Raw genomic sequence first — 26,318 nt, 5'->3', positions numbered from 1 at the left:
CGTTGCCTCTGGGGAAATACTCGGCGCAAGGCCGGGGTGACACATCGTCCAAATGGCTTATGCAATGGCACAAATGGCGTGGGGTTGGAGATGGGGGATATTTATGCGCAAACCGATCTGATTGCCGTGGAGCCCTGGAACTGGCTTGCCAGCGAAAGCGGTGAGTCAGCCGATAGATTCGTCGCCTGAATGAACGCCATCGCCGGCAAGCCGGCTCCTGCAAGAGATCTGCGGCAGAAGCAGGATGCCCCGCCATCAGGCGATGTAGAGGATCACCAGATCATTGATCACCGAGGGCCGGTCCTGGCCCACCACATGAATGTTGAGCTCCAGGGTCATCTGGGTGCCACGGGGCAGGATCTCGACTTTTTTCACCCGGGCCCGAGAATGAATGCGTGAGCCGGCCGGCACCGGCGCCGGGAAGCGCAGGCGATCGGAGCCATAGTTGATCTGGGTGGTGAAACCGCTGATTTCAAAGCCCAGCGCCAGCTTCATCCGTGATTGCAGCACCTGTACCAGTGCGCCGTGGGCGATGGTGCCGCCGAACGGACTTTGCAGGCGTGCCCGCTCCGGATCGGTATGGATCCAGTAATCGTCGCCCGACAACCGGGCAAAGGCGTCGATCAGTGCCTGGTCGACCAGTACCACGTTGCTCCAGTCGCTGTACTGTTCGCTGACCAGTGCCTGCAATGCCGGCCCATCGTTGAAATCAATCTGCCGTGCGGGTGCTTGATCCGCTGCCGCAGGCGCCGGTTCACAGTCCTGAGCAGGCAACGACTCAAGGCTCGGCGCATCCTTGTCGACCCCGGTGAAGCGCAGCAAACGATTGCCCTTGGCATCGACTTCGGCAAACACCGGCTGCAACGGCATGCCGATCTCGATTTCGCCCTCGTCCAGGCCGACCAGATTGGTGTTGATGCGCACCCCTTCGGCCAACTCGACCACCGCCAGCTTCTGCGGCATTTCATCAATGAAGTCGGGCAAGGTGGCAATACGTGTCACGGTGTAGCTGTACAGCGTCGCGGCGCCGTCGACTTCGCGCCAGGACAGATCATGTTCCAGGCATACCGGGCAATGCCGGCGCGGGTAGAAGTTCCAGTTTGCACAGGCGTTGCATTGCTGGATCAACAGGCGGCGAGCCTTCAGGCCCTCCCAGAACGGTGCGGAGATCTGCGTCGCGACCGGCATCGGTTTGTTGTTGGACATGTGCTTATGCTCCCTGAAGTATCAATGCGCCCTGCTCGCTCATCACGCCACCGGTGCCGGAGACGTAGACGCTGTCGCAGCGCCCCAGTTGACGCTCACCGGCAGTACCGGCGATCTGCGTCACCGCCTCGATCACCTGGCTCATGCCTCCGGCCGAGGCCGATTGGCCGAAACTGAGTTGACCGCCATGTGTGTTCATCGGGAAGTCTCCACGCCAGGTCAGGTCATGTTCACGGACGAACGCCATGCCCTCGCCCTTGGCGCAGAAGCCGGCATCTTCCAGTGTCAGCAAGGTGGTGATGGTGTAGCAGTCGTAGATCTGCGCGGCGTCGACGTCTTTAGGCTTGAGGCCCGCCATCGCAAAGGCCCGCTCAGAGGCCGGACCAATTGGCGTACGCAGCATGTCCTCGGAATAGGACGGCGACTTGAATGCCAAGTGCTCGCCAAACCCGGTAATAAATGCCGGACGTTTACGCGCCCGCGCCGCCACTTCCTTGTTGGTGATGATCATCGCGGCGCCACCGGCCACCGGCATGACGATTTCCAGGACGTGCAGCGGGTCGGCAACCATTTTGCTGGCCAGCACCTGTTCGATGGTCAATGGCTGGCCGTAGAACATCGCTTGTGGGTTGGCCAGGGCGTTGGTGCGCTGGTCGACGGCGATCTTGGCCATTGCTCGCTGGTCATAATCGTACTGTGCGGCATAACGCTGGGCGATCATCGCGTAGCCGGTGTTCTGGCCCATGTGCCCGTACGGCAGGTCGAACTCGGCTTCGGGCGCGCCGAATGCCGTGCTATGTCCGCCAAAACGCATGGACCGGGCCATCCAGCCTGGATCCTCGTCCGGCCCCAAAGGCGCCATGCGTGCGGGAATGACGCACAGCACTGCCTGACATAGCCCCAGTTCGATCGCGGCGGCGGCGCGCCAGACCATGCCCACCGAGGTGCAGCCGCCCAGGTCCACCACTTCGGCGAAGTTCAGGCGAAGGCCCAGGTACTCGGCGGCCATCGCCGGTACGAACACCGAAGCTTCATGAAAATGCGGACCGTTGATCACTAACCCGTCAAGGTCCGAGGCCTTGAGCCCGGCATCACGCAGCGCCTGGGCCGCCAGGTCGGCGACCTGCTCAAGGTGAAACATCCTCGGCGCAGTCGCGTATTTTTCCGGTTTGTATTGTGCGGTACCGACAATCGCCGCGTGCCCTTTGAGCCCCATAGTGCCTCCATGCCGCAGCGTTACGCTGCGGTCATTTTCAAATAGTTTGACGGGCCGGGCGCGGCAAAGCGCCCCGGTCCTTGAGTGGTCGATCAGAAGGTGTATTTCATCGAGAACGTGGCGTAGTCGCGGTCAGCGAATGGACGATGAATCGGGTCCGGTTCACCCAGGTAGCCGATATAGGTCAGGCCCATTTCCAGGTTGCCCAGGTACTTGAAGGTGGTGCCCACGCTCACGCGTCGGTCGCCCTGCACCCCTGAGATGCTCCCGGCCATGGGCGTCGATCCGCTGAACACGTTGGAGAATCGCACCGGCACTTCCAGATCCCAGCCTTGGAAAACTCCCGGATAACTGAACGATGCCCCCAAGGTGTAGGCGCTGGAAGACTTTGTGCGAAATCCTGCTTCGGTGCTGTAGGTGTAGTCATTGGAAGGCGCCACTAGTGCGGCCACGGAGGGCAGCAGGTTCAGGCCTTGCAGGTTGGGTGCCGCCGAAGTGGATTCGACGCTGTCGACCTGCACGCGGATGATTTCGGCAGTCAGGCTGGTCTGGCTTGCCCAGGGACGGTCGCCCAGGATACGGATCGCCGACAACTGCATTTGCTGGCCCTTGCCCTTGGCCGGCACCGCACCCAGGCCGGTATTGACCATCACCGGCGCACCGTCGCGGTACGACCACTCGGCACCGAACTGAGTGTCGCCGATCTTGGTCGATGCGCTGATGCCGGTCAGCTTGATGTCTTCGAAGTACTTGATCCGATAACCATTGGTGGCCAGGGCGTACCTGCCCCCGCCGACCGGCAACGGGTCATAACCGACCAGCGCGGTGGCCGGGTTCTTGTCGTGGTAGTTGACATGGAACAGTGACAGCTCGACAGCCGGTACCGGGCGATAGCGCACCTGCACGCCCCACTGGCCGCCATCGCGCGGATCGTCAGTGCCAAGGTAGTTGATCTTGCGGCCGTTGGCGTAGATGAATTCGCGCCCCGGTCCCACCACGTCGCTGCTCGACAGGTAGCTGCCCACTGGTGGCAACTCGGTGCCCTTCCATTCGTACTGCACATACGCACCAAAGGTCACACTGGGGTTGAGGCGGAACGAGCCGGAAAACTGGCCCACCGGCAACAATATTTCCTTGACCTCAACACCCGGCTGGGACGCCTTTACCGCATCGGAGGGGTTCTGCACGCCACTCACGCCCGGGTAATACAAACTCTCGCCCCAAGACTCGATGTGTCGCCCGGCCTTGACGTCGAGCAGGGTGTCGTTGTCAAAGCGCCAGCCGCTGAACACATAGGCATCCAGCAGTCTGGAACGACCACCGCTGTAGTAGCGGGTATCGCTGGTGAACTCGTCGTTGCTGCCGTTTTTGTTCACCGTGGCGGGCGAATCGTTGTCGTTTTCCTTGTGATAGACGTCATCGTAGAAGGTACTGGCTCGCACCACGGCGCCGTAGTTGTCCTTGCGCAGGATCATTTCGCCCAGCGCGCCCACGCGGTCGGTGGTCAGGCTGCCACGATCGAAGTTGCGGTTGGCATCGTCGGCGTTGATCGTCATCAGGCGATCGCTTTGGCTGCCAGTGCGTACACCGATGCCGTAGCTGGTGGTCACCGACCAGTCCATGGTTGCCCCATTGTCGAACTCGACCGTGTCACCGGCCCATACCGGCGTGGACACCAGCGCAATGGCAGTCGCCAGGCTGGTGACTTGAAACACGCTCGAAGCCATGACCGTAGAGTTATTTTTGTTTTTCTTGATCACACTGACTCTCCTGAAAGGCAACCGATTGGCTGCCTGGAATGTTCAACATTGCTGCCATGCCGCCCGCTCAAAACACCTTGAGCGAAGGCGCCGCGCACGCTCCCCTTACAGCTACAGCACACCGGTAGCGATATCGCCCCCACTCCTCTTCCCGCTCCAGCGCCCCTTGGGCCACCAGGTAGTTGGCATGGGCCAACGTTTCGCCAAGTGCCATCAGTTCGTCGAAACGACCCGACAACCTGGGAAACAACTCGGCCATCAGTTCGAGCACGGTGCGCGGCTCGTCACAGTTGGCCAGCATCAGCGCCAGGTGCCCGTTGTGATGGGCCTCCAGTTGATCCAGGCGCTCATGCAAATTGAAAAACGGCCGTTCGTGCGCCGGCAGCACCAGCACGCTGTCGGGCAGGCTGCGCAAATGCTCGATGGAATCGAGCCAGTCACGCAGTGGATTGGCCATCGGCTCGGTGGCATGCACACCGACCGTAGACGTGATGCGCGGCAGCACCTGATCGCCGGAAATCAGCAAGCCGTCATCGGCGGCATACAGACAGGCATGCTCCGGCGAGTGGCCGCGACCGATGACGACCTGCCAGGTGCGGCCACCGATATCCAGGACGCTGCCCTCGCGTAAACGGCGGTAATGGTTCAGTGGCGCAGGCAGAAAATGAGCGTTGCTCATCACCGCAAACATCTCGGTGCTTTGCTCGTCAGTCACGCCAGCCTTGCGGTAGAAATCGAGGAAATCCCAGCCCGGCGCCTGATCGGCGGGAAACCTGACATGCAGTGACTGAAACTCGCTGGAGGTCATGTACACCGGGCAATGAAAACGCTCCGAAAGCCATGCGGCCACCCCGGCGTGATCGGAATGAAAGTGAGTGCAGACCACTGCCAGCAGTGGCAGGCCAGCACACACTTCGCTTAGCACCCGCTCCCAGACTTCGCGGGTCTGTTCGGTGTTCATGCCGGTGTCCACCACCACCCAGCCATCGGTATGGCGCAGCAGATAGAGGTTGATGTGGTCGAGGCGAAACGGCAGCGGCATGCGCAGCCACCACACGCCCGCCGCCACTTCGCGCACCTGCCCGGAGTCAGGCGGTTGTGGCCAGGGATAACGCAGACCGCTGCGCAGTTCGTGACCGTTGGCGTCAAGATCAGTCATTGAGAGTCACCGCGAAGGGCGTGAGGCCAACCCGAGTCAGGGCCTCTACCGAATAGGGCACATAGGTGCGGGCTTGTTCATCGCGGATGAACAACGGATCGCTACAACGCGTCGGGCAGTAGCCCTGTCGCTGCAGATCGACCTTGCGCAGCTTGTAGCTGGCGGTCAGGTCTGCCGACTGAGTGACGCGCACGAACACCGGAGCCGCATAGCGGGGAAGACGGGCCTCGGTCAGGGCATACAGGGCCCCTGGATCGAACTCGCGACCGACCTGCATCAACACGGCGGCCATGCCGGCGCGTCCTTCGTGACCCGGCACCAGGACGCCATAGACGTTGATCAGTTCCAGACCCGGCAGATCGCCCAAGGCGTCGGCCACCTCCAGGGTCGAAACGTTCTCGCTCTTCCAGCGATAGGTATCGCCAATGCGGTCGACGAAATAGCAGTAACCGTCGGCGTCTTCGCGCAGCAAGTCGCCGGAACTCCAATAGGCGTCGCCATCGCGAAACACATTACGGCGGATCTTGCTCTCGGTGGCCACGGCGCAGGTGTACCCCTCGAAACGGCCGCCGCCGATGTCCGGGTGATCGACGATAAAGCCCATGGCCTCGCCTGTTTCTCCCACTTTGCAGACTTGATAGAAGCCGTTTTCATCCCGTGGATGGCAGTCGTTCTCGATGTCGTAACGCACCAGCCGCAGGTTGGTTTTATTCCAGTCAGGCACGCGTCCGCAGGAACCGAAATAGTTGTCGACGTTGATCACCGCGGCATTGGCCTCGGTGGCGCCCCAGCCTTCGAACACCTGGATCGGGCCGAAGCGCTCCAGCCAGCGCTGCCAGGAGTCGGGCGACAATCCGGCACCGAGCATGCAACGCAGACTGTGCTCGCGCTCGCCCGTTTGCACTGGCTGGTTGAGCAGGTAGCGGCAGATCTCGCCGATGTACTGGAAGATGCTGATCTGATGACGCGCCACGTCTTTCCAGAACTCACGCACGCTGAACTTGCGACGCACCACGATGGCCGCTCCGGCGCGCAGCGCAGTAGAAGTCACCGAAGTAGCAGCTGCGCCGTGGTATAGCGGCAGGCAGCAATAGAACACATCCTCGCAAGTGACTTGCAGGGTGGCTTCCATCACATCGCCCGAGGACATCCAGCGCATGTGGCTGTAGCGCGCCGCTTTGGGCAAGCCGGTGGTGCCCGAGGTAAAGATCAGCAGAGTTGGCGTCTGCGCCTCGATGTGCGCACGGATATCTCGCGGGAACGGCGTGCGCGGGGCTTTCTCCAGGCGTGCATCGAAATGCCCGTCGACGGCTTTGGGCAGCGGCTCTGTCCACGGGTTTTCCGGGTCGTGAATCAGCCAGCACGGCAGATCCGGAAAACCTTCGGTGACCTGCACATTGGCCAGGCATTCTTCGCCGACCACCAACGCTTTGGCTTCGGTGGTTTGCAATGCGTGCAGCAGTGGCCGGCCACTGACCTGGGTGTTGATAAAGGCCACTACCACCCCGAGCTTGACCATGCCGAACCAGGTGCAGAAGAACGCCGGGCGGTTTTCCATGGCCAGGGCGCAGACATCACCGGCACGCAGGCCATTGGCATAAAAGGTGTGGGCCATTTGATTGGCTCGCGCCTCGACCTCGGAGTAGCTCAAGGTCTGCTCGCCGTAGATCAGGAACGCGCGCTCACCGTGATCACGCGCCTGTTGTTCCAGGCGATCGGCCAAGGTGTAGTGGTCGCCGGGCTTGATCAGCCCGGCGGCGGCCGAGCGTTGGTCGAGCAACGCCTGGGTCTGCTCCCGTGGCACCGGGCGGGTCGGCAAGACGCGGGTCAAGTCATTCAGATTCATTGCGCCACCTCCCGGGCACCGGCCTGCCAGGTGAGGTAATCCGAGTAGCCGGCCGAGCCCGGCGTGTAGAGAGTCTTGCGGTCAAAGCGACTCAGCGGCAGGCCACGCTTCAAGCGCTCCACCAGATCGGGGTTGGCAATAAAGTGACGGCCAAACGAAACGGCGGCACCCTCGCCCGACGCTAGAGCGGCGCTGGCCGAAGGGCCATCAAAACCATCATTGAGAATCAAGGCATGAGGGCTGTGCCGACGCGCCAGCGCAAAGGCATCGAGGTTGGCCAGTGGCGAACGCATGATGTGCAGATAGGCCAGGGACAATGGAGCAACGGCTTCACACAAGGCAGCCGCCGTGGCAGCCGGGTCGTGGTCGTCGATATCGTTGTAGGGGTTAGCGGGGCACAGGCGGAAGCCGACGCGTCCAGCACCGATCGCGCTGGCCATGGCTTCGATCACTTCCTTGGCAAAACGTACACGCCCGGTCACATCGCCGCCGTAGGCGTCGTTGCGCTGATTGCTGCCCGAGGCCATGAACTGCATCGGCAGATAACCACTGGTGCAGTGCAACTCGACACCGTCAAAGCCGGCCTGGCGCGCATTCATTGCGGCCTGGCGATAGTCTTCGATGACGTCCTGAATACCTTGCAAGGTCAGCGCCTGCGGCTCGTCAGTGTCCACCAGGCCCGCAGCGTCACTGAACACCTGGGTGCGCGCTCGGAACGCAGATGGCGCCACAGTGATCGCCCCGGCCGGTTTGTTGTGTTGACTGGCTGCGCGGCCGACATGCATCAACTGCAGGACGATACGCCCACCCTCGGCATGCACCGCCTCGGTGACCCGCCGCCAGCCCGCCATCTGTTCGACGCTATAGATCGCCGGGGTACGGCAATAGCCCAGGCCACTGGCAGACGGCGCAGTACCTTCGGCCACGATCAGCCCGGCACCCGCACGCTGACGGTAATACTCGACCATATCGCTGCCGGGTACCGCATCGGCAAGGGCACGACTGCGGGTCATGGGCGCCATGACAATGCGGTTGGCCAGTTGCAGCTCGCCCAGGGTGACCGGCTCGAACAAGACGCTCATTGCAATTCCTCAGCTTCTTATTGTTTTCTGGCCGTCGGAGGGCTTGCCACAGCTTGTGCAAGCGCTGACATGCCAGCGAATATGGGCTGAATGATTGACTTTGATCACGAGCGAAACATCGTCCGACAAGACTAGTTTCGCTATCGGGCATGGCAGACCGGCTTACGCACCGAAAATGGTCTGAACGGACGATGAGAAAAACCCGTAGCGAGACGAGCATCACGCCAACCAGAACAAAACCGGGAGCACCCGCAGTGAACCAATCCCCTGTGACATGGCGAACGCACTACGCGCTATTCGTGCTTGCCATGATTTATGTCTTCAACTACATCGACCGTCAGTTGATGGCGATTCTGATTGAGCCGGTGAAGCTCGAGTTCGGCATTTCCGATACCGACATCGGCCTGCTTTCGGGGGTGACCTTCGCGGTGTTCTATACGGTGTTCGGCTTCCCGTTGGGACGCCTGTCAGACCGCATCGGGCGCAAACCAGTGATCGCCTTCAGCTGCATCGCCTGGAGCGTGATGACCATGCTCTGCGGCGTGGCCGGCAACTTTCTGACCCTGGTCCTCGCACGCGTTGGCGTCGCTGTCGGAGAGGCCGGCGGCACGGCGCCGTCGGTGGCCATGGTCTCGGATTTGTACCCGGCCAATCGCCGCTCCACGGCCCTGGCATTCCTGATGCTCGGCTCCAGCCTGGGAGCGGTTGTCGGCCTGGGTCTGGGCGGCTGGATCGCCCAACACCACGGCTGGCGCTACGCCTTCTTGTTGATCGGTGCTCCCGGCATTGTCCTCGGCCTGCTACTGCTGCTGACTGTGCGTGCGCCCAAGCGGGTCGTACCACCGGGCAGTGCCGCACTGCAGCATGACGGTTGGCTCAAGACCCTCGTCGAGCTGTTTCGCATGCCGTCGTTTCTGTGGCTGGTGCTCACCGGCGGCGCGGCGGCCATTGCCGGCTACGCCATTGGCACCTGGAGCCCGAGTTTCCTGATCCGCTCCCACGGCCTCAACATGCAACAGGCCGGATTCCTGGTAGGCGTGGTAGGCGGCGGTGGAGCGGCCATTGGCACGCTGATCTGCGGCATGCTCACCGACCGCATGGCGAGACGCAATGTTGGCTGGCAAATCGGTGTGCCGCTGTTGGGCACACTGATCAGCATTCCATTCGCCCTGGCGTATTTCCTCTGGCCTCAAGGCACGGCGTTCCATATCGGCAGCATCGCCGTGCCGCAAGCATTCCTGTTCTACAGCGTGTTTGCGTTCTTTGGTGTGTGGTGGGCAACACCGTGCCTGAGCGCCATTACCCACCTGTTCCCGGCTAAGCGGCTGGCTCAGGCCACGGCCATTTTTGTGATGTCCATGACCCTGCTGGGTGTCGGTGTCGGACCGCTGCTGGTGGGCATGCTCAGTGATTTCTTCAGGTCGACCCTGGGCACCGAATCGCTGCGTTATGCGCTCGCCTCATCGGTGTCGATGCTGGTGCTGGCCAGCGTGTTCCTGACCCTGGCATTGCCACGTTACCGGCAACAGATCAAGAACCCCGCCCCGCTTGTCACACCGGTCCAGGCCGCGACAGCCTGATCTCCTTTCCCCACCTCTCGCAGCTGCAACCCTGTCCGGTTCCAGCGGCTTTTTTTTATGAGGACCACCATGAGCACCAGCGCCATACACATCAGCAACTTGCTCTACCGTTATGCCGAATGCCTGGACGCAGGCCAACTGATCGAGGCCGCCGAGCTGTTTTGTCATGCCCGAATCAAGGTACAAGGCCAGAGCGACTATCTGGATCACACAGCCCTGCTGGGTATCTGGCAGCAACGAATCAGGATTTACCCCTGCGGCACACCCCGGACCAGGCACATCATCAGCAACCCCATCATTGACATCGACGAAGACGCTGGAACCGCAACGATTCGCTCCTGTTACACGGTGCTGCAGGCCACCGCTACCCTCCCCCTGCAATCCATCGCCACCGGGCGTTATATCGACGAGTTCGAGCGTGTCGATGGGGTTTGGCGATTCAGCTTTCGTGACTACTCGCACCTGGAAATGATCGGGGACTTGAGTGAGCATTTGCTGATGCAGGTTCACTGAATGCAAGGAAGCCCAACAATCCCGACATCGAGGTATCAGGTGTTGGGCTTCGCGCTGCTTCACCTCAAACCACGGGACGCTCCCCTGACGAAAACCGGGGAAAATCACCCCACGTTTCACTCACGCGCGGTACTGGCGAACCACCTCATTGATCGCCCGCTGGATGTCACCGCGAACATAACCCAGCAACGCTGTCTCCGAGATGTCTGGCTCGTAGCTCACAGTGCTGCCGCGCCCCGTGTAAATCGCGGAGTCCGGCAACATCGGATGCTCCTGGTCCAAGGCCGGCACTGGCGCCTCGTTGCCAACGGCACGCAGGAAGCTCTGGAAGTATTGGGCGTAGCTGAGGTTTTCGTCCCCCACCAGGTAAGCCTTGCCCGAATCGCCACGCAGCAGCGCACCGAGGATCGCCTGGGACAATGAGCGGGTGGATATGAAGTTACTGCCACCGGCCGGACCGTAATACGGCAAAGGCGCGAACTGACCTTCGGCATAACGGGTATAGGCTTCGAACATCTCCACTTTCAGCCCCGGCACCGCGCCAACCACAAAGGGTGCGTTGATGCTGCACACCTTGAAATCGGCAGTAACCAGGGCGCGCACGCCCTTGTCCGCCAGGTGCCGCGAGCGCACATAAGGTTCGGTTTCAATCAATTGCGGTGCCACTTGCGGGTAGAAGCTGCCCACCAGCACTGCCCGCTTGATGCCCGCATCGCGTGCCAGCTGGAAGAACCGTGGAATGGCCTCGACGTTGTTCCGCTGCCAGTGGGCGTCGACATTGCCATCCTGTGGAATGTGACGGACATCGTTGCCCGCAGCGAACACAAGGGCATCGAAGCCGGCCAGGTCATCCAGAGTGAAAGTACCGGCGACGTAATCGCCCTGCAGTTGCTTCAATTCGGCCAACGCGCTACCAGCGGCAGCCGGCTTGCGTCCAGCAATGGTCACCTCGTGGCCATTGTCCTTGAGATAGAGAGCGGCGTGACCGCCGATCAGGCCAGTCCCCCCAATCACCAGAATATTCATTGAGTGTTTACCCTTGTTTGAACCCGAGCCCGGGCCAATTCGATAGGAGTACCCGGGCGATGCCGGGCGCGAAAAAAAATAATCAGTGCAGCACTTCGCGGTGGTTTTTCAGAAGTTGAAACCGTTGCCGCTCATCACCGGCACATTGGTCCAGGTGCCTTGGGGGTCGCGGTACCAGCCCGCAGCGGCCAGCGCTCCGCCGTCCACGTGCAAAGTGGTACCGGTCACCCAGGCCGCCAACGGACTGGCAAGGAATAGCGCGGCGCCGGCCATGTCCTCGGCCTTGCCGAAGCGACCCAGGGGAATCCAGTGGGGGATTTGCTCCCGGTGCTCTGCACCAATCATCACCGACACCGGCAGTTGTGGTGTTTCGGTGGTCTCGGGGGCAATCTGGTTGACACGGATACCCACGGGGCCCAGCTCCAATGCCAGGCTCTTGGTAAAGCCGCCGATGGCCGACTTGAAGGCGGCGTAGATACTCAAGTTGGGAATGCCCCGGAAGCCTTCGATCGACGAAACGCTGATGATGCTGCCACCGGCACCCTGACGGCGCATCAGCGGCAGCATCGCGCGGGTCACCCGGAAAATATGCTGCAAGTTGACGGCGTACAGACGATCGATATCGTCGTCGCTGTAGCTGTCGAATGGCTTGGCGATCATCAGTGAATCGCCAACGTTATTGACCAGGACATCGAGTCCGCCGAACCGCGACTGGACCTGTTCGGCCAAGGCAGCCACCTGTTCCTTGCAGGTGACGTCGCCCCCGACAACCAAGGACTCGACACCGGCAGTCGCCAACCAGTCGCGCACCTGCGCGGCCCGTTCGGCATCCACTTCAGCTACCACCAGGCGTGCACCCGCGCGGCCAAACGCTTCAACGATTGCCCGCCCTATACCCACGCCACCACCGGTGACCAGAACTGTCTTGCCTGTGAAATCGATCATGCTGCCATCCTTCTTTTTATTGTGTGATTGATAGGCCCGCGGTTGATTCGCAACTCACTCAGATAAAGATTTGGTGCACAGTTGGCATGGAAATACTTGCAGCCACCCGCCAGCCCGGCATCGTCCGACAGGACTACCCCAGAAGGGGAATGAGGCTTTGGAGAAGGTTCGCTGGCGACCGCAGGCCGCCAGCTCATCAGGCTTGAGGGGTAAGCGCGAATGGCTGCAAACCGATTCTGTCCAGCAATTCCTCGGAGTACGGTTGATAGCTGCGGCTGCTTTCATCGCGGATGTACAACGGATCGTTGAAGGCGGTCGGCGCATACCCCTGGCGTTGCAGATCAACCTTGCGCAACTTGAAAGTACTGGTCAAATCGGCCGCGGCGGACACCCGCACGAACACCGGCGCGGCATAGCGTGGCAGGCGCGCTTCAGTCAGTGCGTAGAACGCTTCGGGGTCGAAGTGCCGGCCCTCTTGCATCAGCACCGCTGCCATCCCGGCACGTCCCTCATGCCCGGGAACCTGCACGCCGTAGATATTGATCAGTTCCAGCCCCGGAAAATCGCCCAATGCATCGGCGACCTCCTGAGTTGAAACGTTCTCGCTCTTCCAGCGGTAGGTATCACCGATGCGATCGACAAAATAAAAGTAACCGTTCTCGTCGTAGCGCAGCAGGTCACCCGAGCTCCAATACGCATCGCCCTGGCTGAAGACATTGCGCCGAATCTTGCTTTCGGTGGCCTGCGCCGAGGTGTAACCCTCGAAGCGACCGCCACCGATTTGCGGATGATCGACGATGAGGGCCATGCCCTCACCGACCTCGCCGACCTCGCAGAGTCGATAGAAGCCATGCTCGTCCCGTGGATGGCTGTCGCTTTCAACGTCATAACGAACCAGGCGCATATTGGTTTTGTTCCAGAACGGTACACGACCGCAGGAGCCTGGCTGGTTGTCCAGATTGATCAGGCTGGTGTTGGCCTCGGTGGCGCCCCAACCTTCGAGAATCCGCACCGGACCGAAACGCTCCACCCAGCGCTGCCAGGTCTCCGGAGTCAGGCCCGCGCCCAGCAGGCAGCGCAAGCTGTGTTCACGTTCGCCATCGACCACGGGCTGATTGAGCAGGTAGCGGCAGATTTCTCCGATGTACTGAAAAATGCTGATGCGGTGGTCACGTATGTCCTTCCAGAACTCGCGGACGCTGAACTTGCGGCGGACCACGATGCTCGCGCCGACACGCAGGGCGGTGGCCGTCACGGATGTCGCTGCGGCACCGTGATAGAGCGGCAGGCAACAATAGAACACATCCTCGGTCCCACCCTCGAGGGTCACTTCCATCACGTCGCCGATCGACAACCAACGCATATGGCTATAGATCGCAGCCTTGGGCAAACCGGTAGTGCCAGAGGTGAAAATCAGCATCGCCGGCGACTCGGCCGGCACCTCGGCCCGCAGGTCCCGCGCAAACGCTGTGCGTGGTGCAGCCGCTACCTGTGCGGCGAATCCTGTATCAGCCCTGGCTCGCAATGCTTCACTGGCGGGGTTTTCGGCGTCCGGCATAAGCAACCAGGGCACGTCCGGCAAGCCTTCGGTAGACAGCAGATTGTTCAGGCACTCCTCGCCCACCACCATGGCCTTGGCTGCCGTGGACACCACGGCATGCGCCAATGCCCGGCCGCTCACCTGAGTATTGATAAAGGCCGCTACCACACCCAGCTTGGCCAGGCCAAACCAACTGAAAAAAAACTCCGGACGATTCTCCAGGGCGATGGCGCAGACATCGCCCGGGCGCAAACCGCGGGCGTGGAAAACGTGCGCCATCTGGTTGGCGCGTGCATCCACCTCGGCGTAGCTCAACCGCTGTTCGGCATAAATGAGGAATGGGCGCTGGGCGAAACGCGAGGCTTGCTCTTCCAGCCGGTCGGCGATGGTGTAGCGGTCCGCCGGTTTGATCTGCCCCGCGGCCACTGCCCGCCGATCAAGAAGACGCTGAGTCTGTTCGCGGGACACAGGGCCGTTGTCGAGCATCGTCGGTTGATGCGGTGTATTGAAACCGTTCATTCCTGACTCCGTAGAAAACCTGCCAATAAGTAGCGGCAGATACTTAACGCTGCTCGCCACAACGACATCGTCCGATAAGACTAAAAAGGTTCGGCACAGGACCACGTGGAAACGCCCCCGCCCGCCACCGGTGACTTGTTGCGCCGGGCGGGTGCTGCAAGGCAGTAGTCTGAACGGACGTCGCTGCCCCCCCCGGCCAGGCGGACGATCACGCGTACTAAAACAAGAACCGGAGTACCCGTTGTGATGTCACCCATCCGCACCACCTGGCGCACGCACTACGCATTGTTCGTGCTGGCCTGTATTTATGTCTTCAACCACATCGACCGGCAGTTGATGGCGATCCTGATCGAGCCGGTAAAGGCTGAGTTCGGCATATCCGATACAGAAATCGGCTTGCTTTCCGGCGTGACCTTCGCGGTTTTCTACGGCCTTTTCGGTTTCCCTCTGGGACGTCTGTCCGACCGTATCGGCCGTAAGCCGGTGATCGCCGCCTGTTGCATCGCCTGGAGTGTGATGACCATGGCCTGTGGGATGGTCGGCAGCTTCCTGACACTGGTCCTGGCGCGGATGGGCGTGGCCGTCGGTGAGGCAGGCGGCACTGCGCCTTCGGTGGCCATGGTTTGCGAACTGTATCCGCCTGAGCGCCGCTCAACGGCCCTGTCGATACTGATGGTCGGTTCCGCCCTAGGTACGATTTTCGGTCTTGGCCTGGGTGGCTGGATCGCCCAGCATCACGGCTGGCGCTTCGCCTTTCTAGTGTTCGGTGCACCGGGCATCTTTCTCGGTCTACTGCTCTGGCTGACGGTAAGGACGCCAAAATCCGCCGCTGCAGCGCCAGCACATCTCGCACAGGACATGGGCACCCAGGATGGCTGGGCCAAGACGCTGGCGCGATTATTCCAGACCCCGTCCTTCGTCTGGCTGGTGCTTACCGGAGGCGCCTGGGCGATTGCCGGTTATGCCATCGGCACCTGGAGCCCGAGTTTTCTCATCCGCTCCCACGGTTTGAACCTGCAGGAAGCAGGAGTTCTGGTCGGCGTAGCCGGTGGCATCGGGGCCACTGTCGGCACTTTGACCTGCGGCATGCTGACCGACCGCATGGCCCGGCGTGATCCGGCCTGGCAGATCGGCGTGCCGCTGCTGGCCACCCTGATCTGCATTCCCTCGAGCCTGGCGTTCTTTCTCTGGCCACCCGGCATTGCCTTCCATATTGGCGGCATGCAAGTACCCACAGCTTTCCTTTTCTACAGCGTGTTCAGCTTCTTTGGCACCTGGTGGGCGACACCATGCCTGGGGGCGATCAGCCATTTGTTTGCACCGAAATACCTGGGCCAGGCCTCCTCCATCTTTGTCATGGCAATGACCATGCTTGGCGTCGGTTTCGGTCCGCTGGTCATCGGCATGCTCAGTGACTACTTCGCACCAAGCCTGGGTGGCGAAGCACTGCGTTATGCACTGGCGGCGTCGGTCTCCCTGGTGTTGCTTGCCGCGCTGTTCCTGGCCATGGCCCTGCCCCGCTATCGCGCACAACTGATCCGACCAGGCGAGCTCATCGCCGAGCCGGCGAGCGCTGCCGCCACTGTCTGATTTGCCTGGCCTTCGTTTTTGTAAAATCGCCAGCTCTTTAAACCCAAAAAAAAGCCTGCCTCCATTCCCGGAAGCAGGCCCGCGCACACGCGTGTGGGGTCTACAGGCCGTGAGCATAGAAATGCGGGTTGTCCAGGCCGGGCTTGCCATAACGCAACGCATCGCCGGCAAGGGTGCGAATCTGTCCACCGGCAGCGACAAGCACCGCATGGCCTGCGGCGATATCCCACTCCATGGTGCGCCCCAAGCGCGGATAAAGGTCTGCCTCACCGGCAGCCACCAGACAAATCTTTAGCGATGAGCCGGCGCTTTTCAGTGATCGCACCTGGCGCCCGTCGAGGAATTTATCCAGTGCCGTGGCATCGCCATGGGAACGGCTGGCGACCACGTCCAGGCCCTCTTGCGTCACCGCACGGCAGCGGATGGGCCGACGCTGCCTCGCCTGTTCGATAAAGGCTCCACAACCACGGGCACCGGCGAACAGACGCTCCAGCGCGGGCGCGAGAACCACCCCAAGCACCGGTTCACCGTTATCGATCAGGGCGATATTGACGGTGAACTCGCCATTGCGATTGATGAACTCCTTGGTGCCGTCCAGGGGGTCAACCAGCCAGAAACACTGGCCCACCTCGGGCACCTGGCCGGCGGCAGCGGCCTCTTCCGAAATCACCGGAATCTGCGGCGTACGCGCCGCCAAGGCCTGCAGAATCAAAGCCTCGGCACGCTCGTCAGCTTCGGTCACCGGGGAGGCATCGACTTTCCCCCGCACCTCGAAATCCGAGCGGTACACCTCCAACACCAGTTCGCCTGCTGCGCGGGCAATATCGATGACGTCTTCAAGCAGGACAGTCACTGACTCGTTCATGGGAATTCTCCTGTTTTTGTTCTTCGTATGGTCCATTCGGCCTATGCGCCGTTTTCCGGATCCGGGAACAGTACAGACATCCACACCCGCGCCACTCAGCAAATGGATGTTTAACAGGAGTTCCTGTGTCCCACGGCAACCAGTTATCCGTTGCACAGATCAATAAGCTCCGTCTGCGCGCCGTGCAGTTGCGCATCGCTGGCAGCACGCTCAAAGCCATCAGTCAGGATACCGGGCTCTCATCGCCGACGATCATCTCTGCCTACAAGGCGTGGCAGGCCGGTGGCTGGAATGCCGTGCCCGTAAGGGAGCGCGGGCGTAAGCAAGGTGAAGGCCGCAGTCTGTCTGCCGAGCAGGAACAGAACATCTACCACTTGTTGGTCAGCACGCCGCCGGAACGGCATCAGTTGCCGTTCCGGCTATGGCAACTGGAAGCGATGCAGGCACTGGTCAAGCGTCTGCACGATATCGACTTGCCAGAACGCACCGCCGCCCACTATTTGCAACGCTGGCAGCTCAATGCCGAGCGCCCGGCCAAGCGTGTCGCGAATGCTTCGCTGGCGGTGCAGCGTTGGTATCGCAGCACCTACCTGGACATCCTCGAACAGGCTCGTACGCAGAACGGCGAGATCCACTGGATCGATGACTACGGTGCCCGTAACGATCAGGGCAAACTCAGTTACGGGGTGCTGCGCGCGGTCAGCAATCGCGGCAAGGTGCTCTGGCTGCCATACGAAGACAGCTTGCGCGCCCCGCACCTGGAAGCGTTCTTCGACCGTTTGTATCGCTCGGTCGACCGCAAAGTCTTTGCCCTGCTCTCGGGCATGCACTGGCAACGCGCCGCGACCTTCATCACCTGGGCCGGCGAACGCGCCGAACGCCTGCATCTGTTCCATCTTCCCGAAGCCAGCGCAATGCTCGACGGTGCCCGCGAACTGGCAACCCACATCAGTCAGCAAGCCGTGCGCGTCTGTCCTGAAGATGGGCGCGAACACGCGCCTGCCGTAGTCGCCAACACCCTGCACCGCGATCCCATGCTGCAGATGTTGCACCTGATGTTAAAACATCAAGTCGCGCATAAGTCCGAATCGCAGCAGTTGTACGTTGATAAACGACAACAACAAAAAGCGAGAGGAAAATCTATGACGCTTACCCACCTGCAACGACTGGAAGCCGAAAGCATCCAGGCAATGCGCGAGGTTGTCGCAGATTCCGACAACCCGGTCATGCTCTACTCCATCGGCAAGGACAGTGCGGTCATGCTGCACCTTGCCATGAAGGCCTTCTACCCGGCCAAGCCGCCCTTCCCATTGCTGCATGTCGACACCACCTGGAAGTTCCAGGAGATGTATCGCTTCCGCGATCAGATGGTCGCCAAACTGAACGTCGACCTGCTGACCCATACCAACCCCGAAGGCATTGAAATGGGCATCAGCCCGTTCAAGCACGGGTCGCAGATCCATACCGACATCATGAAAACCGAAGGCCTGAAACAGGCACTCGATCACTACGGTTTTGACGCGGCCTTCGGCGGCGCACGCCGCGACGAAGAAAAATCACGTGCCAAGGAACGGATTTTCTCCTTCCGCTCCGATCAGCACCGCTGGGACCCGAAGAACCAGCGTCCAGAGCTCTGGCACCTGTACAACACGCGTAAACACAAGGGCGAGTCGATCCGCGTGTTCCCTTTGTCCAACTGGACCGAGTTGGACATATGGCAATACATCTATCTGGAAAATATCCCGATCGTACCGCTGTATTTCGCCGCGCCGCGCCCGGTGGTCGAGCGTGACGGGATGCTGATCATGGTCGATGACGCCCGTATGCCACTCAACCCGGGTGAAGTACCGATGATACGCAATGTGCGCTTCCGCACTCTGGGTTGCTACCCGCTCACCGGCGCCGTCGAGTCCAATGCCGACACCCTGCCCAAGATCATTCAGGAAATGCTGCTGACCCGCACGTCCGAGCGTCAAGGGCGAATGATCGACCACGACTCGGCTGCATCGATGGAGAAGAAAAAACAAGAGGGGTATTTCTGATGGCACACGTATCTGACTTGATTGCCGAGGATATCGGGCAATACCTCAAGGCCCACGAGCACAAGAGCCTGCTGCGTTTCATTACCTGTGGCAGCGTGGACGATGGCAAGAGCACGCTGATCGGACGCTTGCTCTACGATTCGAAAATGCTCTTCGAAGACCAGATGGAAGCGCTGGAAGCCGACTCGAAAAAAGACGGCACCCAGGGTGGCGAACTCGACTTCGCGCTGTTGGTGGACGGCCTGGCCGCCGAGCGTGAACAAGGCATTACCATCGACGTGGCCTACCGTTTTTTCTCCACGGAACGGCGCAAGTTTATTGTTGCCGATACACCTGGCCATGAGCAGTACACCCGCAACATGGTCACCGGTGCTTCCACGGCCGACGTGGCCGTGGTGATGATCGACGCCCGACGCGGCGTGCTGACACAGTCCCGGCGCCATAGCTTTCTGGCTTCGCTGATCGGCATTCGCAAGGTGGTCCTGGCCGTCAACAAGATGGACTTGATGGACTACTCGGAGAAAGTCTTCAACGCCATCGTCGATGACTATCGCGCCTTCGCCAAGCAGATCAATCTTCAGGATGTCACCGCCATCCCGATGTCCGCGCTGCGGGGTGAGAACATCACCGAGCAGAGCGAGCACATGCCTTGGTATCGCGGCACCACGCTGATGGGCTACCTGGAAACCGTCGAGATCGACGAGGCGCACCAGCAGAAACTGTCGTTTCGCATGCCGGTGCAGTGGGTCAACCGCCCCAACCTCGATTTCCGTGGTTTCACCGGCACCATCGCCAGCGGGATGATTCGTCCTGGCGACCGGGTACGGGTGTTGCCGGCCGGACAAGAGAGTCGAATCTCGCGCATCGTGACCCTCGATGGTGATCTGCAGCAAGCCGTGGCCGGCCAGTCCATCACCCTGACCCTGACCGACGAAGTCGATTGCAGCCGCGGCGATGTTCTGTCCACTGCAGAAGACCCGGCCAGTGTGGCCGATCAGTTCCAGGTCAGCCTGATCTGGATGCACGAACAGCCTATGCTCGCCGGCCGCCCCTACCTGATGAAGATCGGCGGCAAGACGCTGTCGGTCACCTTGGCAGTGCCCAAGTACAAGGTCAACGTCAACACCATGGAGCACTTGGCGGCCAAGGAACTGGCGTTGAACGAGATCGGCGTGTGCAACCTCTTCACCAGCCAGCCGATCGCTTTCGATCCCTACAAGAGCAACCGTGAAACCGGCAGCTTTATCCTTATTGACCGTCTGTCCAACGCCACCGTCGGCGCCGGCCTGATCGAGTTCTCCCTGCGTCGCTCACAGAACATCCATATGCAGCACGTGGATGTGAACAAGAAGGCACGCGCCGAACAGATGGGCCAGCAGCCGGTACTGCTGTGGTTCACCGGCTTGTCGGGCGCTGGCAAATCGGCTATCGCCAACCTGTTGGAAACCCGCCTGTACGCACGCGGCCGGCACACCTACTTGCTCGACGGCGACAACGTGCGTCACGGTTTGAACCGCGACCTGGGTTTCACTAATGCCGACCGGGTAGAGAACATCCGGCGGGTGGCCGAGGTGTCCAAGTTGTTCGTGGATGCCGGGATGATCGTGTTGACCGCCTTCATCTCGCCGTTCCGCTCCGAGCGCGAGATGGCGCGTGGACTGCTGCAGGACGGCGAGTTCATCGAAATCTTCGTCGACACGCCGCTGGCCGTGGCTGAAGAGCGCGACCCCAAAGGCCTGTACAAGAAAGTCCGCCGTGGCGAGTTGAAAAACTTCACAGGCATTGACTCGCCTTATGAGGTGCCGAGCAAGCCAGATATCCATATCCAGACCAGCAAGCTGACGCCGGAGGGTGCAGTGGATCGGATCATCGCGGTGCTGATCGAGCGCGGCTTCATCAGTAAGGAACTCTAACCCCGGCGCCCGGTTCGCCGGGCATTTGAACGCGCCCTGTCAGGGGCCGATGAATCTGGCTCGGGCGCCTCTGCGGGGGTGCTTTCAGCCCGGATTCGCCTAATCAAGAGAGTCTAACAATGACAATCAGCTCTATTGACGAACAACAGTTGTTGAGTGGCCAGACCTGGGCCATGTTCTGCGATCACCTAAAGCGCTGCGGCGAGCAGATTCTGCGCCCCGAAGCACCCGCCGATGCAGCCACCCGCGCCGAAGGCTTCCGCTACCTCACGCGCTTGCTACGCATTGGCCTGGAGATGCACATCGAATTTGCCGATCCGGCATTTCCCAGTTTCTTCAAGACCTCACACGAGACCGCTAAAATTGGTGCCGACAACCCGGACAACCTCTATGAATACTCGCGCCTGAACGGCACGTTGGACTATCGCATCAAAGGCCAGCGCGGCAGTGTCGCTTACCTGAGCTTTGGTACCCAGAAAGGCGGGTATGAAACCGACGGCACCCTGATCCAGACCGGTTTCATCGACGCCAGCCAGTTACAGGTTGATGCCCAGGGTTACTTCGAAATCACCCTCAGCCGCGAGCCGCAACCTGGCAACTGGCTGAAAATGGAAGACACCACCAACGCACTGATCGTGCGTCAGACGTTTCTTGACCGTGGGATCGAAGTGCCTGCCAAGCTGAGCATTGAACGGATTGGCACCGATGCCAGGCCGCAAGCCCTTGACCCGGCAACTTTTCAGCAAGGCCTGGCTCGGGTCTCCAGCTTCGTGGAGAACACCGCCAGGTTGTTCGCCGACTGGAGCGAAAGCTACCTGCCGCACAGCAATCAACTGCCCCCGGCCAACCAGGCGCTCTGCCAGTCAGTGGGCGGTGATCCGAACATTTTCTACTACCACTCGCACTGGGCGCTGGGCGCCGATGAAGCGCTGGTCATCCATATCGACAAGGTGCCGGAGTGCGACTTCTGGAACTTGCAGATCAATAACTACTGGATGGAATCGCTGGACTACCGCTACCACAAAATCTGCTTCAACAAGCACCAGGCCCGCTACGACGATAACGGTGGAGTGACCCTGGTACTCAGTGAGCTGGACCCCGGGATAAGCAACTGGCTTCAAACCGCCGGCGTACGCCAAGGCACCCTGTGCCTGCGCTGGGTCGGCGCCCAGGAGCAATGCCACCCCACCACCCGGGTTGTAAAAGTGTCTGCAGTCGCGGAGGTCTTATGAGCGCACACGCCCTGATTAACGAGTTGACCGTCGATAACCTGCTGGCCAGCGCGATTTCGCGTACCAATGGCCTGAGCAATTTTGGCGATGACACCTATCGCGAGGCGCTGCAGGCGCTACTCGATGCCCTGGCTGCCGAAGCCGAGCTGTCGAAAACCGGTCTGCATTTGCTGCAGGAAAGACTGGTGGGGCAACTGGTCAACCGTCTGGTAATGGAGGACTACCTGAACCGCCATCCGGAAATAACCCAGATACAGATCGACGATCCGTTGGTCATCCTGGGTCTGCCACGCACCGGCACCACCATGCTGCAGCGCACCCTGGCGGTTGACCCGCGCTTTTACTCGGCTGCCTGGTGGGAGACCCGCTACCCGGCACCGCTGGCAGACGAAACCCTGGCCGCGCCGGCCAAGCGTATCGCCCAGGCCAGGGCCGAGGTCGAGTTGATGGCCCAAGCCATTCCACAGATCCTCGCCATCCATCCGCTCGACGCCATGCTCTGCGATGAGGAGTTCATGCTCATGGAGCATTCCTTCATGTGCGCCATGGACGCATACGTCAACGTACCCAGCTATACCCGCTGGCTGGATCAACAAGATCAGCGACCGGTCTACACCCAGCTGAAAAAAATGCTGCAGTTCCTGCAATGGCAGAAAAACCAGCGGGGTGAACCTGCGCGCCAGCGCTGGCTGCTGAAAGCGCCCCAGCACTTGCACACCTTGCACCTGTTGCTCGATGTTTTCCCCAAGGCGCAGGTCATTTTTACCCATCGCGATCCCACTCAGACGATCCCCTCCATGGCCAGCATGGCCCACACCCTGTGGCAGATGTACAGCGACAACCCGGATCCGAAAGCCGCCGGCGAGCAGTGGAACAGTCGCATGGCACGTGGCATTCGGCACACCATGCAGGTCCGTGAACAACACGCTGCCGAGCGTTTTCTCGACATCAACTTTGCCGACACCGTGACCCAACCAATGCGCGTGCTGGAAAGGGTTTACGCCTTTGCCAATCTGCCGCTTACCGACAAGGCCCGCGCCGACGCTCAGGTCTGGCTTTCACAGAACAGCCGGGAAAAACGTGCCAGCCACGACTACAGCCTGGAACGCTTCGGTCTGAACGAGGCGCAGATGAGCCAGGACTACAGCGAATATCGCGCCCGTCATCTGAGCCTCAATCACTGAACGCAGGCTGGAGAACTCATGGAAAAAATCATGTTGACCTTGTGGAAGCCGCCACAACCCAGCGCCGAGCAATGGCGTTCGGATTTGCTCGGTCTACGCGACACACTGGCTGCAGCCGGTGCAAACAACATTCGCGTCATGCTGGTCGATGAGACTGTGGCCGCCGCTTCCACGCAGCGCATCACCAATAGCGCCGTGCCGTTGGATGGTCTGCTTTCGTTGTGGCTGGACAGTGCCTCGCAATGGCCCGTCATCAAAGCACTCGTGGCGCCGTTGACCAGCCGCCTGGAGGCTTATCTGGTGGTGGAATCCGAGCCTTACCCCGAGGAGCGCCAGGCCCGTGCTGCCCGGTACCGGGTGCCGGTCGGCGAGCGCACGCCTGGCATGAATCAGGTGGCGTTGCTGCACAAGCCAGATCGGATGAGCTACGAGCGTTGGTACGACACCTGGCGCAATGGGCACGGACCCAACGCCTATCCACTGCAATCGATCTTCGGCTACCGACAAAACACCGTGATTCGGGCGCTTTCTTGCGGTGCGCCGGTGCTGCACGCCATCGTCGAAGAAAACTTCCCGCCCGAGGCCATCGGCAATCCGCAAGGATGCTTCGCCGCCCTGGGCGACCCGGAAAAATGCGCGCGGCGTCAGCAGGCCATGTACGAATCGACCAGCAAATTCATCGACTTCGAGAAGATCGACTGCATCCTCACTAGCGAGTACCAGCTCAGTGTCTGAGTGTCCCCCCAGGAGGCTTCACATGTTGGATCTAGAAGCAATCGAGCTGATCAAACAGCTCAAGGCGCGCTATTTCCGCGCCATCGATACCTGCAACCTCGAGATGCTGCAGGGCATGCTCACCGAAGACGTCGCCCTGTCGTTCAAAAGCCCAGCCTACCAATTCCACGTCAACGGCCTAGGAGATGCGCTGGACTTCTACCGAACCTCATTCACCAAGACCCGCCTGGCGAGCCACAACGGTCACACCCCGGAAATCGAAGTCGATCGCGACCAGGCCACCGCCCTCTGGTACCTGAGCTACGTGTTCATCAACCTCGAGGAAAACACCCATATGCACGGCAGTGCGATCTACCAGGATTGCTACATCAAGCGCGGCGAGCGCTGGATGATCGCCGAGACGGGCTATGAAACCCTGCTCGAGACCGTACAGCCCTTGAGTGAACACCTGCAGATCACCTCCAGACCCATCAACTGAATGCACAACAGGAGACAGTCATGGCCAAAGCGGAAAACATAGTGACCTCCCACACGGTGGAAATTAATGCCCCTGCCCGGGTGGTCTGGGAAGTGCTCATCGATCTGGACAATTACCACCAGTGGAACAGCTTCTGTCCGAACATTCGGTGCGGCCTGCAGATCGGCGACGAGGTGCATATGCAGGTCCTTTCCCCCGATACCGGTGAAACCGTTCCGGTCTTCGAATACCTCGTGGCTTGCGACCCCGAGCAGCTGTTGTCCTGGGAGCAGCGTCCCGTCCCGGACAACATGGACGCCGCCCGTCGCGATCAGTACATCCAGGCCATCGATGCCAACCGCTGCCGCTACTTTACGACTGATATTTTCCTGGGCCTGAACCAGGACACCATCATGCGTGAACACGGTGCCTGGGTAAAAGCCGGTTTCGACCAGATGGCCCTGGATCTCAAACGCCGCGCCGAAACACTGCACGCCAGCGGCGTCTGAGCGGCCCATTTCCCACCATAAAAACAAGAAGGTAATTGCCATGTTGCTGAAAGATAAAGTCGTCATCATTTCCGGTATTGGTCCTGGCCTGGGCATCAAGCTGGCCGTGCGTGCCGCCGAGTTCCAGGCCAAAGCCGTGGTGTTGGCCGCGCGGACGCCAGCCAAGCTGGATCAGGCCGAAAAAGCAGTCCGCGACGCTGGCTACAGCACGCCGATCCTGAAAGTCCCTACCGACATTACCCGGCCCGAACAGTGCCAGACGCTCGCCGACCTGACGATCGAGCACTTCGGCCGGATCGACGCACTGATCAACTCCGCCTACGCCCATGGCGCCTGGGGCACCTCTTCCGAGTCGGCAATGGACGACTGGCGCAACGCGATGGACGTCAACCTGTTCGGCACCATGCACATGACCCAAGCCGTGCTGCCGCAGATGAAGAAACAGAAGTCGGGCAGCATCGTCATGATCAACACCATGGCCACTCGCACCCCCAACCAGTTGGAATCCGGCTATGCCGTCTCCAAGGGCGCATTGAAAACCGCCGTGCAATACCTGGCCCAGGATCTCGGCCCGTTCGGTATCCGCGTCAACTCCACCTTCATGGGCTGGATGTGGGGCGCTCCGGTGATCGGTTACTTCAAGAACGAAGCCAAGCGCCTGGGCGTCACGATGGAGTCGCTGAGCGACCAGATCGCCCAACAGATTGCGCTGCGCAAAATCCCCGAAGACGGTGACTGCGCCATGGCCGCCCTGTACCTGGCGAGCGACTACGCCAAGGTCATTACCGGCGCGCAACTGGATGTCAACGGCGGTCACTTTCTGCCTTGCTAAATAGCCCGAGGCGACAGGGATGTCGCCTCATTCAACTACTTACAGAATGGTCGTGTGACCATCACCTCCCCCGGAGATTACTGAAATGATGGATCTCGTTGCCATCGAGCAAATCAAACAGCTCAAGGCCCGTTATTTCCGAAGTATCGATACCTGCAACCTTGACCTGCTGCGCAACATCCTGGCACCTGATGTGAAGATCAGTTTCGACAGCCCGACCTACCAATTCGAACTCAACGGGCTGGAGCAGGCCATTGAGTTCTACCGCTCCAACTTCACCAACCGCCGTTTCGGCATGCACCACGGCCACACCCCTGAAATCGAGGTCAACGGTGACGAAGCGAAAGGGCTTTGGTACCTGAACGACCTGTTCATCAACCTCGATGCACAGACCCTGCTTAACGGCAGCGCAATCTACGAGGATCACTACGTCAAAATGCAAGGTGAGTGGCGCATCCTCCGTACCGGTTACAAAAGGCTGCTGGAGATGATCGGCCCACTGGATGCCCAATGGTCAATCACCTCTCAGCCGATCAACTGACTGACCACCTGACAGTCCAAAAAAAG

The 26,318-nt window shown here is 60.5% G+C and carries 22 protein-coding genes; 12 read left to right on the top strand and 10 right to left on the bottom strand.

Annotation, left to right across the window (positions count from 1 at the left end):
- Window positions 1–255: 255 nt before the first annotated feature.
- The 6 genes from F7R06_RS25320 to F7R06_RS25295 all read right to left on the bottom strand — a co-directional run bounded on the left by F7R06_RS25320 (window position 256) and on the right by F7R06_RS25295 (window position 8,269).
- Entirely contained in the window at window positions 256–1,206 is a 951-nt protein-coding gene (locus tag F7R06_RS25320; RefSeq protein WP_090323660.1) for a bifunctional OB-fold nucleic acid binding domain-containing protein/MaoC family dehydratase, read from the bottom strand.
- Window positions 1,207–1,210: 4 nt separating this feature from the next.
- Window positions 1,211–2,422 (bottom strand): thiolase family protein, encoded by a 1,212-nt coding sequence (locus F7R06_RS25315; protein ID WP_090323662.1) that lies wholly within the window; start codon window positions 2,420–2,422, stop codon window positions 1,211–1,213.
- A 92-nt stretch (window positions 2,423–2,514) separates the two neighbouring features.
- Window positions 2,515–4,182, bottom strand: coding sequence for a DUF1302 domain-containing protein (locus F7R06_RS25310; protein WP_245706712.1), 1,668 nt, complete (start codon window positions 4,180–4,182; stop codon window positions 2,515–2,517).
- A 67-nt stretch (window positions 4,183–4,249) separates the two neighbouring features.
- Window positions 4,250–5,341 (bottom strand): MBL fold metallo-hydrolase, encoded by a 1,092-nt coding sequence (locus tag F7R06_RS25305; RefSeq protein ID WP_090323664.1) that lies wholly within the window; start codon window positions 5,339–5,341, stop codon window positions 4,250–4,252.
- On the bottom strand, window positions 5,334–7,187 hold the full coding sequence (locus F7R06_RS25300; RefSeq protein WP_174552480.1) for a long-chain-acyl-CoA synthetase: 1,854 nt from the start codon (window positions 7,185–7,187) through the stop codon (window positions 5,334–5,336). Before F7R06_RS25300 ends, F7R06_RS25305 begins: the two co-directional genes overlap by 8 nt.
- Window positions 7,184–8,269: an alkene reductase gene (locus tag F7R06_RS25295; RefSeq protein WP_090323665.1), complete on the bottom strand. Its 1,086-nt coding sequence runs from the start codon at window positions 8,267–8,269 to the stop codon at window positions 7,184–7,186. The genes F7R06_RS25300 and F7R06_RS25295 overlap by 4 nt, the downstream gene beginning before the upstream one ends.
- 254 nt (window positions 8,270–8,523) lie before the next feature.
- Between F7R06_RS25295 and F7R06_RS25290 the strand changes: the two genes are divergently transcribed.
- Both F7R06_RS25290 and F7R06_RS25285 read left to right on the top strand, forming a co-directional pair.
- On the top strand, window positions 8,524–9,849 hold the full coding sequence (locus F7R06_RS25290; protein ID WP_174552481.1) for a spinster family MFS transporter: 1,326 nt from the start codon (window positions 8,524–8,526) through the stop codon (window positions 9,847–9,849).
- Between the two features lie 69 nt (window positions 9,850–9,918).
- Window positions 9,919–10,362 (top strand): nuclear transport factor 2 family protein, encoded by a 444-nt coding sequence (locus F7R06_RS25285; protein ID WP_090323668.1) that lies wholly within the window; start codon window positions 9,919–9,921, stop codon window positions 10,360–10,362.
- Between the two features lie 120 nt (window positions 10,363–10,482).
- On the opposite strand, the gene F7R06_RS25280 is transcribed toward F7R06_RS25285, so the two are convergent.
- The 3 genes from F7R06_RS25280 to F7R06_RS25270 all read right to left on the bottom strand — a co-directional run bounded on the left by F7R06_RS25280 (window position 10,483) and on the right by F7R06_RS25270 (window position 14,392).
- Window positions 10,483–11,388 (bottom strand): NAD-dependent epimerase/dehydratase family protein, encoded by a 906-nt coding sequence (locus F7R06_RS25280; RefSeq protein WP_090323670.1) that lies wholly within the window; start codon window positions 11,386–11,388, stop codon window positions 10,483–10,485.
- A gap of 108 nt (window positions 11,389–11,496) precedes the next feature.
- Window positions 11,497–12,333, bottom strand: a complete 837-nt coding sequence (locus F7R06_RS25275) for an SDR family NAD(P)-dependent oxidoreductase (protein WP_090323672.1) — start codon at window positions 12,331–12,333, stop codon at window positions 11,497–11,499.
- Window positions 12,334–12,529: 196 nt separating this feature from the next.
- Window positions 12,530–14,392, bottom strand: a complete 1,863-nt coding sequence (locus F7R06_RS25270) for a long-chain-acyl-CoA synthetase (RefSeq protein WP_090323673.1) — start codon at window positions 14,390–14,392, stop codon at window positions 12,530–12,532.
- 246 nt (window positions 14,393–14,638) lie between these two features.
- Between F7R06_RS25270 and F7R06_RS25265 the strand changes: the two genes are divergently transcribed.
- The gene (locus F7R06_RS25265) at window positions 14,639–15,982 is read left to right on the top strand and encodes a spinster family MFS transporter (RefSeq protein WP_174552482.1); all 1,344 of its coding nucleotides are present in this window, start codon (window positions 14,639–14,641) and stop codon (window positions 15,980–15,982) included.
- A gap of 100 nt (window positions 15,983–16,082) precedes the next feature.
- On the opposite strand, the gene cysQ is transcribed toward F7R06_RS25265, so the two are convergent.
- Entirely contained in the window at window positions 16,083–16,847 is a 765-nt protein-coding gene (gene cysQ, locus F7R06_RS25260) for a 3'(2'),5'-bisphosphate nucleotidase CysQ (RefSeq protein WP_090323677.1), read from the bottom strand.
- 437 nt (window positions 16,848–17,284) lie between these two features.
- On the opposite strand from cysQ, the gene cysD reads away from it, so the two are divergent.
- From cysD to F7R06_RS25215, 9 genes are all read left to right on the top strand, one after another.
- Complete coding sequence (cysD, locus tag F7R06_RS31315) at window positions 17,285–18,889, top strand: sulfate adenylyltransferase subunit CysD (protein ID WP_343287518.1); 1,605 nt, start codon at window positions 17,285–17,287, stop codon at window positions 18,887–18,889.
- Window positions 18,889–20,802: a sulfate adenylyltransferase subunit CysN gene (cysN, locus tag F7R06_RS25250; protein ID WP_090323681.1), complete on the top strand. Its 1,914-nt coding sequence runs from the start codon at window positions 18,889–18,891 to the stop codon at window positions 20,800–20,802. Before cysD ends, cysN begins: the two co-directional genes overlap by 1 nt.
- A gap of 119 nt (window positions 20,803–20,921) precedes the next feature.
- Window positions 20,922–22,034, top strand: coding sequence for a DUF1214 domain-containing protein (locus F7R06_RS25245; RefSeq protein WP_090323682.1), 1,113 nt, complete (start codon window positions 20,922–20,924; stop codon window positions 22,032–22,034).
- A complete protein-coding gene (locus F7R06_RS25240) occupies window positions 22,031–23,218 on the top strand; it encodes a sulfotransferase family protein (protein WP_090323684.1) in 1,188 nt (395 codons plus the stop codon). The genes F7R06_RS25245 and F7R06_RS25240 overlap by 4 nt, the downstream gene beginning before the upstream one ends.
- Window positions 23,219–23,236: 18 nt before the next feature.
- On the top strand, window positions 23,237–23,953 hold the full coding sequence (locus F7R06_RS25235) for an EthD domain-containing protein (RefSeq protein WP_090323686.1): 717 nt from the start codon (window positions 23,237–23,239) through the stop codon (window positions 23,951–23,953).
- A 22-nt stretch (window positions 23,954–23,975) separates the two neighbouring features.
- Window positions 23,976–24,431, top strand: coding sequence for a nuclear transport factor 2 family protein (locus tag F7R06_RS25230; RefSeq protein ID WP_090323688.1), 456 nt, complete (start codon window positions 23,976–23,978; stop codon window positions 24,429–24,431).
- A 20-nt stretch (window positions 24,432–24,451) separates the two neighbouring features.
- Window positions 24,452–24,919 (top strand): SRPBCC domain-containing protein, encoded by a 468-nt coding sequence (locus F7R06_RS25225; protein WP_090323690.1) that lies wholly within the window; start codon window positions 24,452–24,454, stop codon window positions 24,917–24,919.
- A gap of 40 nt (window positions 24,920–24,959) precedes the next feature.
- Window positions 24,960–25,751 (top strand): SDR family oxidoreductase, encoded by a 792-nt coding sequence (locus F7R06_RS25220; protein WP_090323692.1) that lies wholly within the window; start codon window positions 24,960–24,962, stop codon window positions 25,749–25,751.
- Window positions 25,752–25,836: 85 nt separating this feature from the next.
- A complete protein-coding gene (locus F7R06_RS25215; protein ID WP_090323694.1) occupies window positions 25,837–26,292 on the top strand; it encodes a nuclear transport factor 2 family protein in 456 nt (151 codons plus the stop codon).
- Window positions 26,293–26,318 lie beyond the last annotated feature (26 nt).

Source organism: Pseudomonas moorei (assembly GCF_008801475.1).
Lineage (GTDB): Bacteria > Pseudomonadota > Gammaproteobacteria > Pseudomonadales > Pseudomonadaceae > Aquipseudomonas > Aquipseudomonas moorei.
The sequence above is the reverse complement of the archived record's forward strand: the minus strand, read 5'-3'. Positions and strand labels throughout refer to the sequence as shown.

Bases quoted from the DNA above. Each gene is read 5' to 3' on its own strand.
- F7R06_RS25315 (WP_090323662.1), bottom strand. From the start codon at position 2,422: ATGGGGCTCAAAGGGCACGCGGCGATTGTCGGTACCGCACAATACAAA.
- F7R06_RS25280 (WP_090323670.1), bottom strand. From the start codon at position 11,388: ATGAATATTCTGGTGATTGGGGGGACTGGCCTGATCGGCGGTCACGCC.
- F7R06_RS25245 (WP_090323682.1), top strand. From the start codon at position 20,922: ATGACAATCAGCTCTATTGACGAACAACAGTTGTTGAGTGGCCAGACC.
- F7R06_RS25285 (WP_090323668.1), top strand. From the start codon at position 9,919: ATGAGCACCAGCGCCATACACATCAGCAACTTGCTCTACCGTTATGCC.
- F7R06_RS25275 (WP_090323672.1), bottom strand. From the start codon at position 12,333: ATGATCGATTTCACAGGCAAGACAGTTCTGGTCACCGGTGGTGGCGTG.
- F7R06_RS25215 (WP_090323694.1), top strand. From the start codon at position 25,837: ATGATGGATCTCGTTGCCATCGAGCAAATCAAACAGCTCAAGGCCCGT.
- F7R06_RS25240 (WP_090323684.1), top strand. From the start codon at position 22,031: ATGAGCGCACACGCCCTGATTAACGAGTTGACCGTCGATAACCTGCTG.
- F7R06_RS25225 (WP_090323690.1), top strand. From the start codon at position 24,452: ATGGCCAAAGCGGAAAACATAGTGACCTCCCACACGGTGGAAATTAAT.
- F7R06_RS25300 (WP_174552480.1), bottom strand. From the start codon at position 7,187: ATGAATCTGAATGACTTGACCCGCGTCTTGCCGACCCGCCCGGTGCCA.
- F7R06_RS25295 (WP_090323665.1), bottom strand. From the start codon at position 8,269: ATGAGCGTCTTGTTCGAGCCGGTCACCCTGGGCGAGCTGCAACTGGCC.
- cysD (WP_343287518.1), top strand. From the start codon at position 17,285: ATGCAGGCACTGGTCAAGCGTCTGCACGATATCGACTTGCCAGAACGC.
- F7R06_RS25220 (WP_090323692.1), top strand. From the start codon at position 24,960: ATGTTGCTGAAAGATAAAGTCGTCATCATTTCCGGTATTGGTCCTGGC.
- F7R06_RS25270 (WP_090323673.1), bottom strand. From the start codon at position 14,392: ATGAACGGTTTCAATACACCGCATCAACCGACGATGCTCGACAACGGC.
- cysN (WP_090323681.1), top strand. From the start codon at position 18,889: ATGGCACACGTATCTGACTTGATTGCCGAGGATATCGGGCAATACCTC.
- F7R06_RS25235 (WP_090323686.1), top strand. From the start codon at position 23,237: ATGGAAAAAATCATGTTGACCTTGTGGAAGCCGCCACAACCCAGCGCC.
- F7R06_RS25305 (WP_090323664.1), bottom strand. From the start codon at position 5,341: ATGACTGATCTTGACGCCAACGGTCACGAACTGCGCAGCGGTCTGCGT.
- F7R06_RS25230 (WP_090323688.1), top strand. From the start codon at position 23,976: ATGTTGGATCTAGAAGCAATCGAGCTGATCAAACAGCTCAAGGCGCGC.
- cysQ (WP_090323677.1), bottom strand. From the start codon at position 16,847: ATGAACGAGTCAGTGACTGTCCTGCTTGAAGACGTCATCGATATTGCC.
- F7R06_RS25265 (WP_174552482.1), top strand. From the start codon at position 14,639: ATGTCACCCATCCGCACCACCTGGCGCACGCACTACGCATTGTTCGTG.
- F7R06_RS25320 (WP_090323660.1), bottom strand. From the start codon at position 1,206: ATGTCCAACAACAAACCGATGCCGGTCGCGACGCAGATCTCCGCACCG.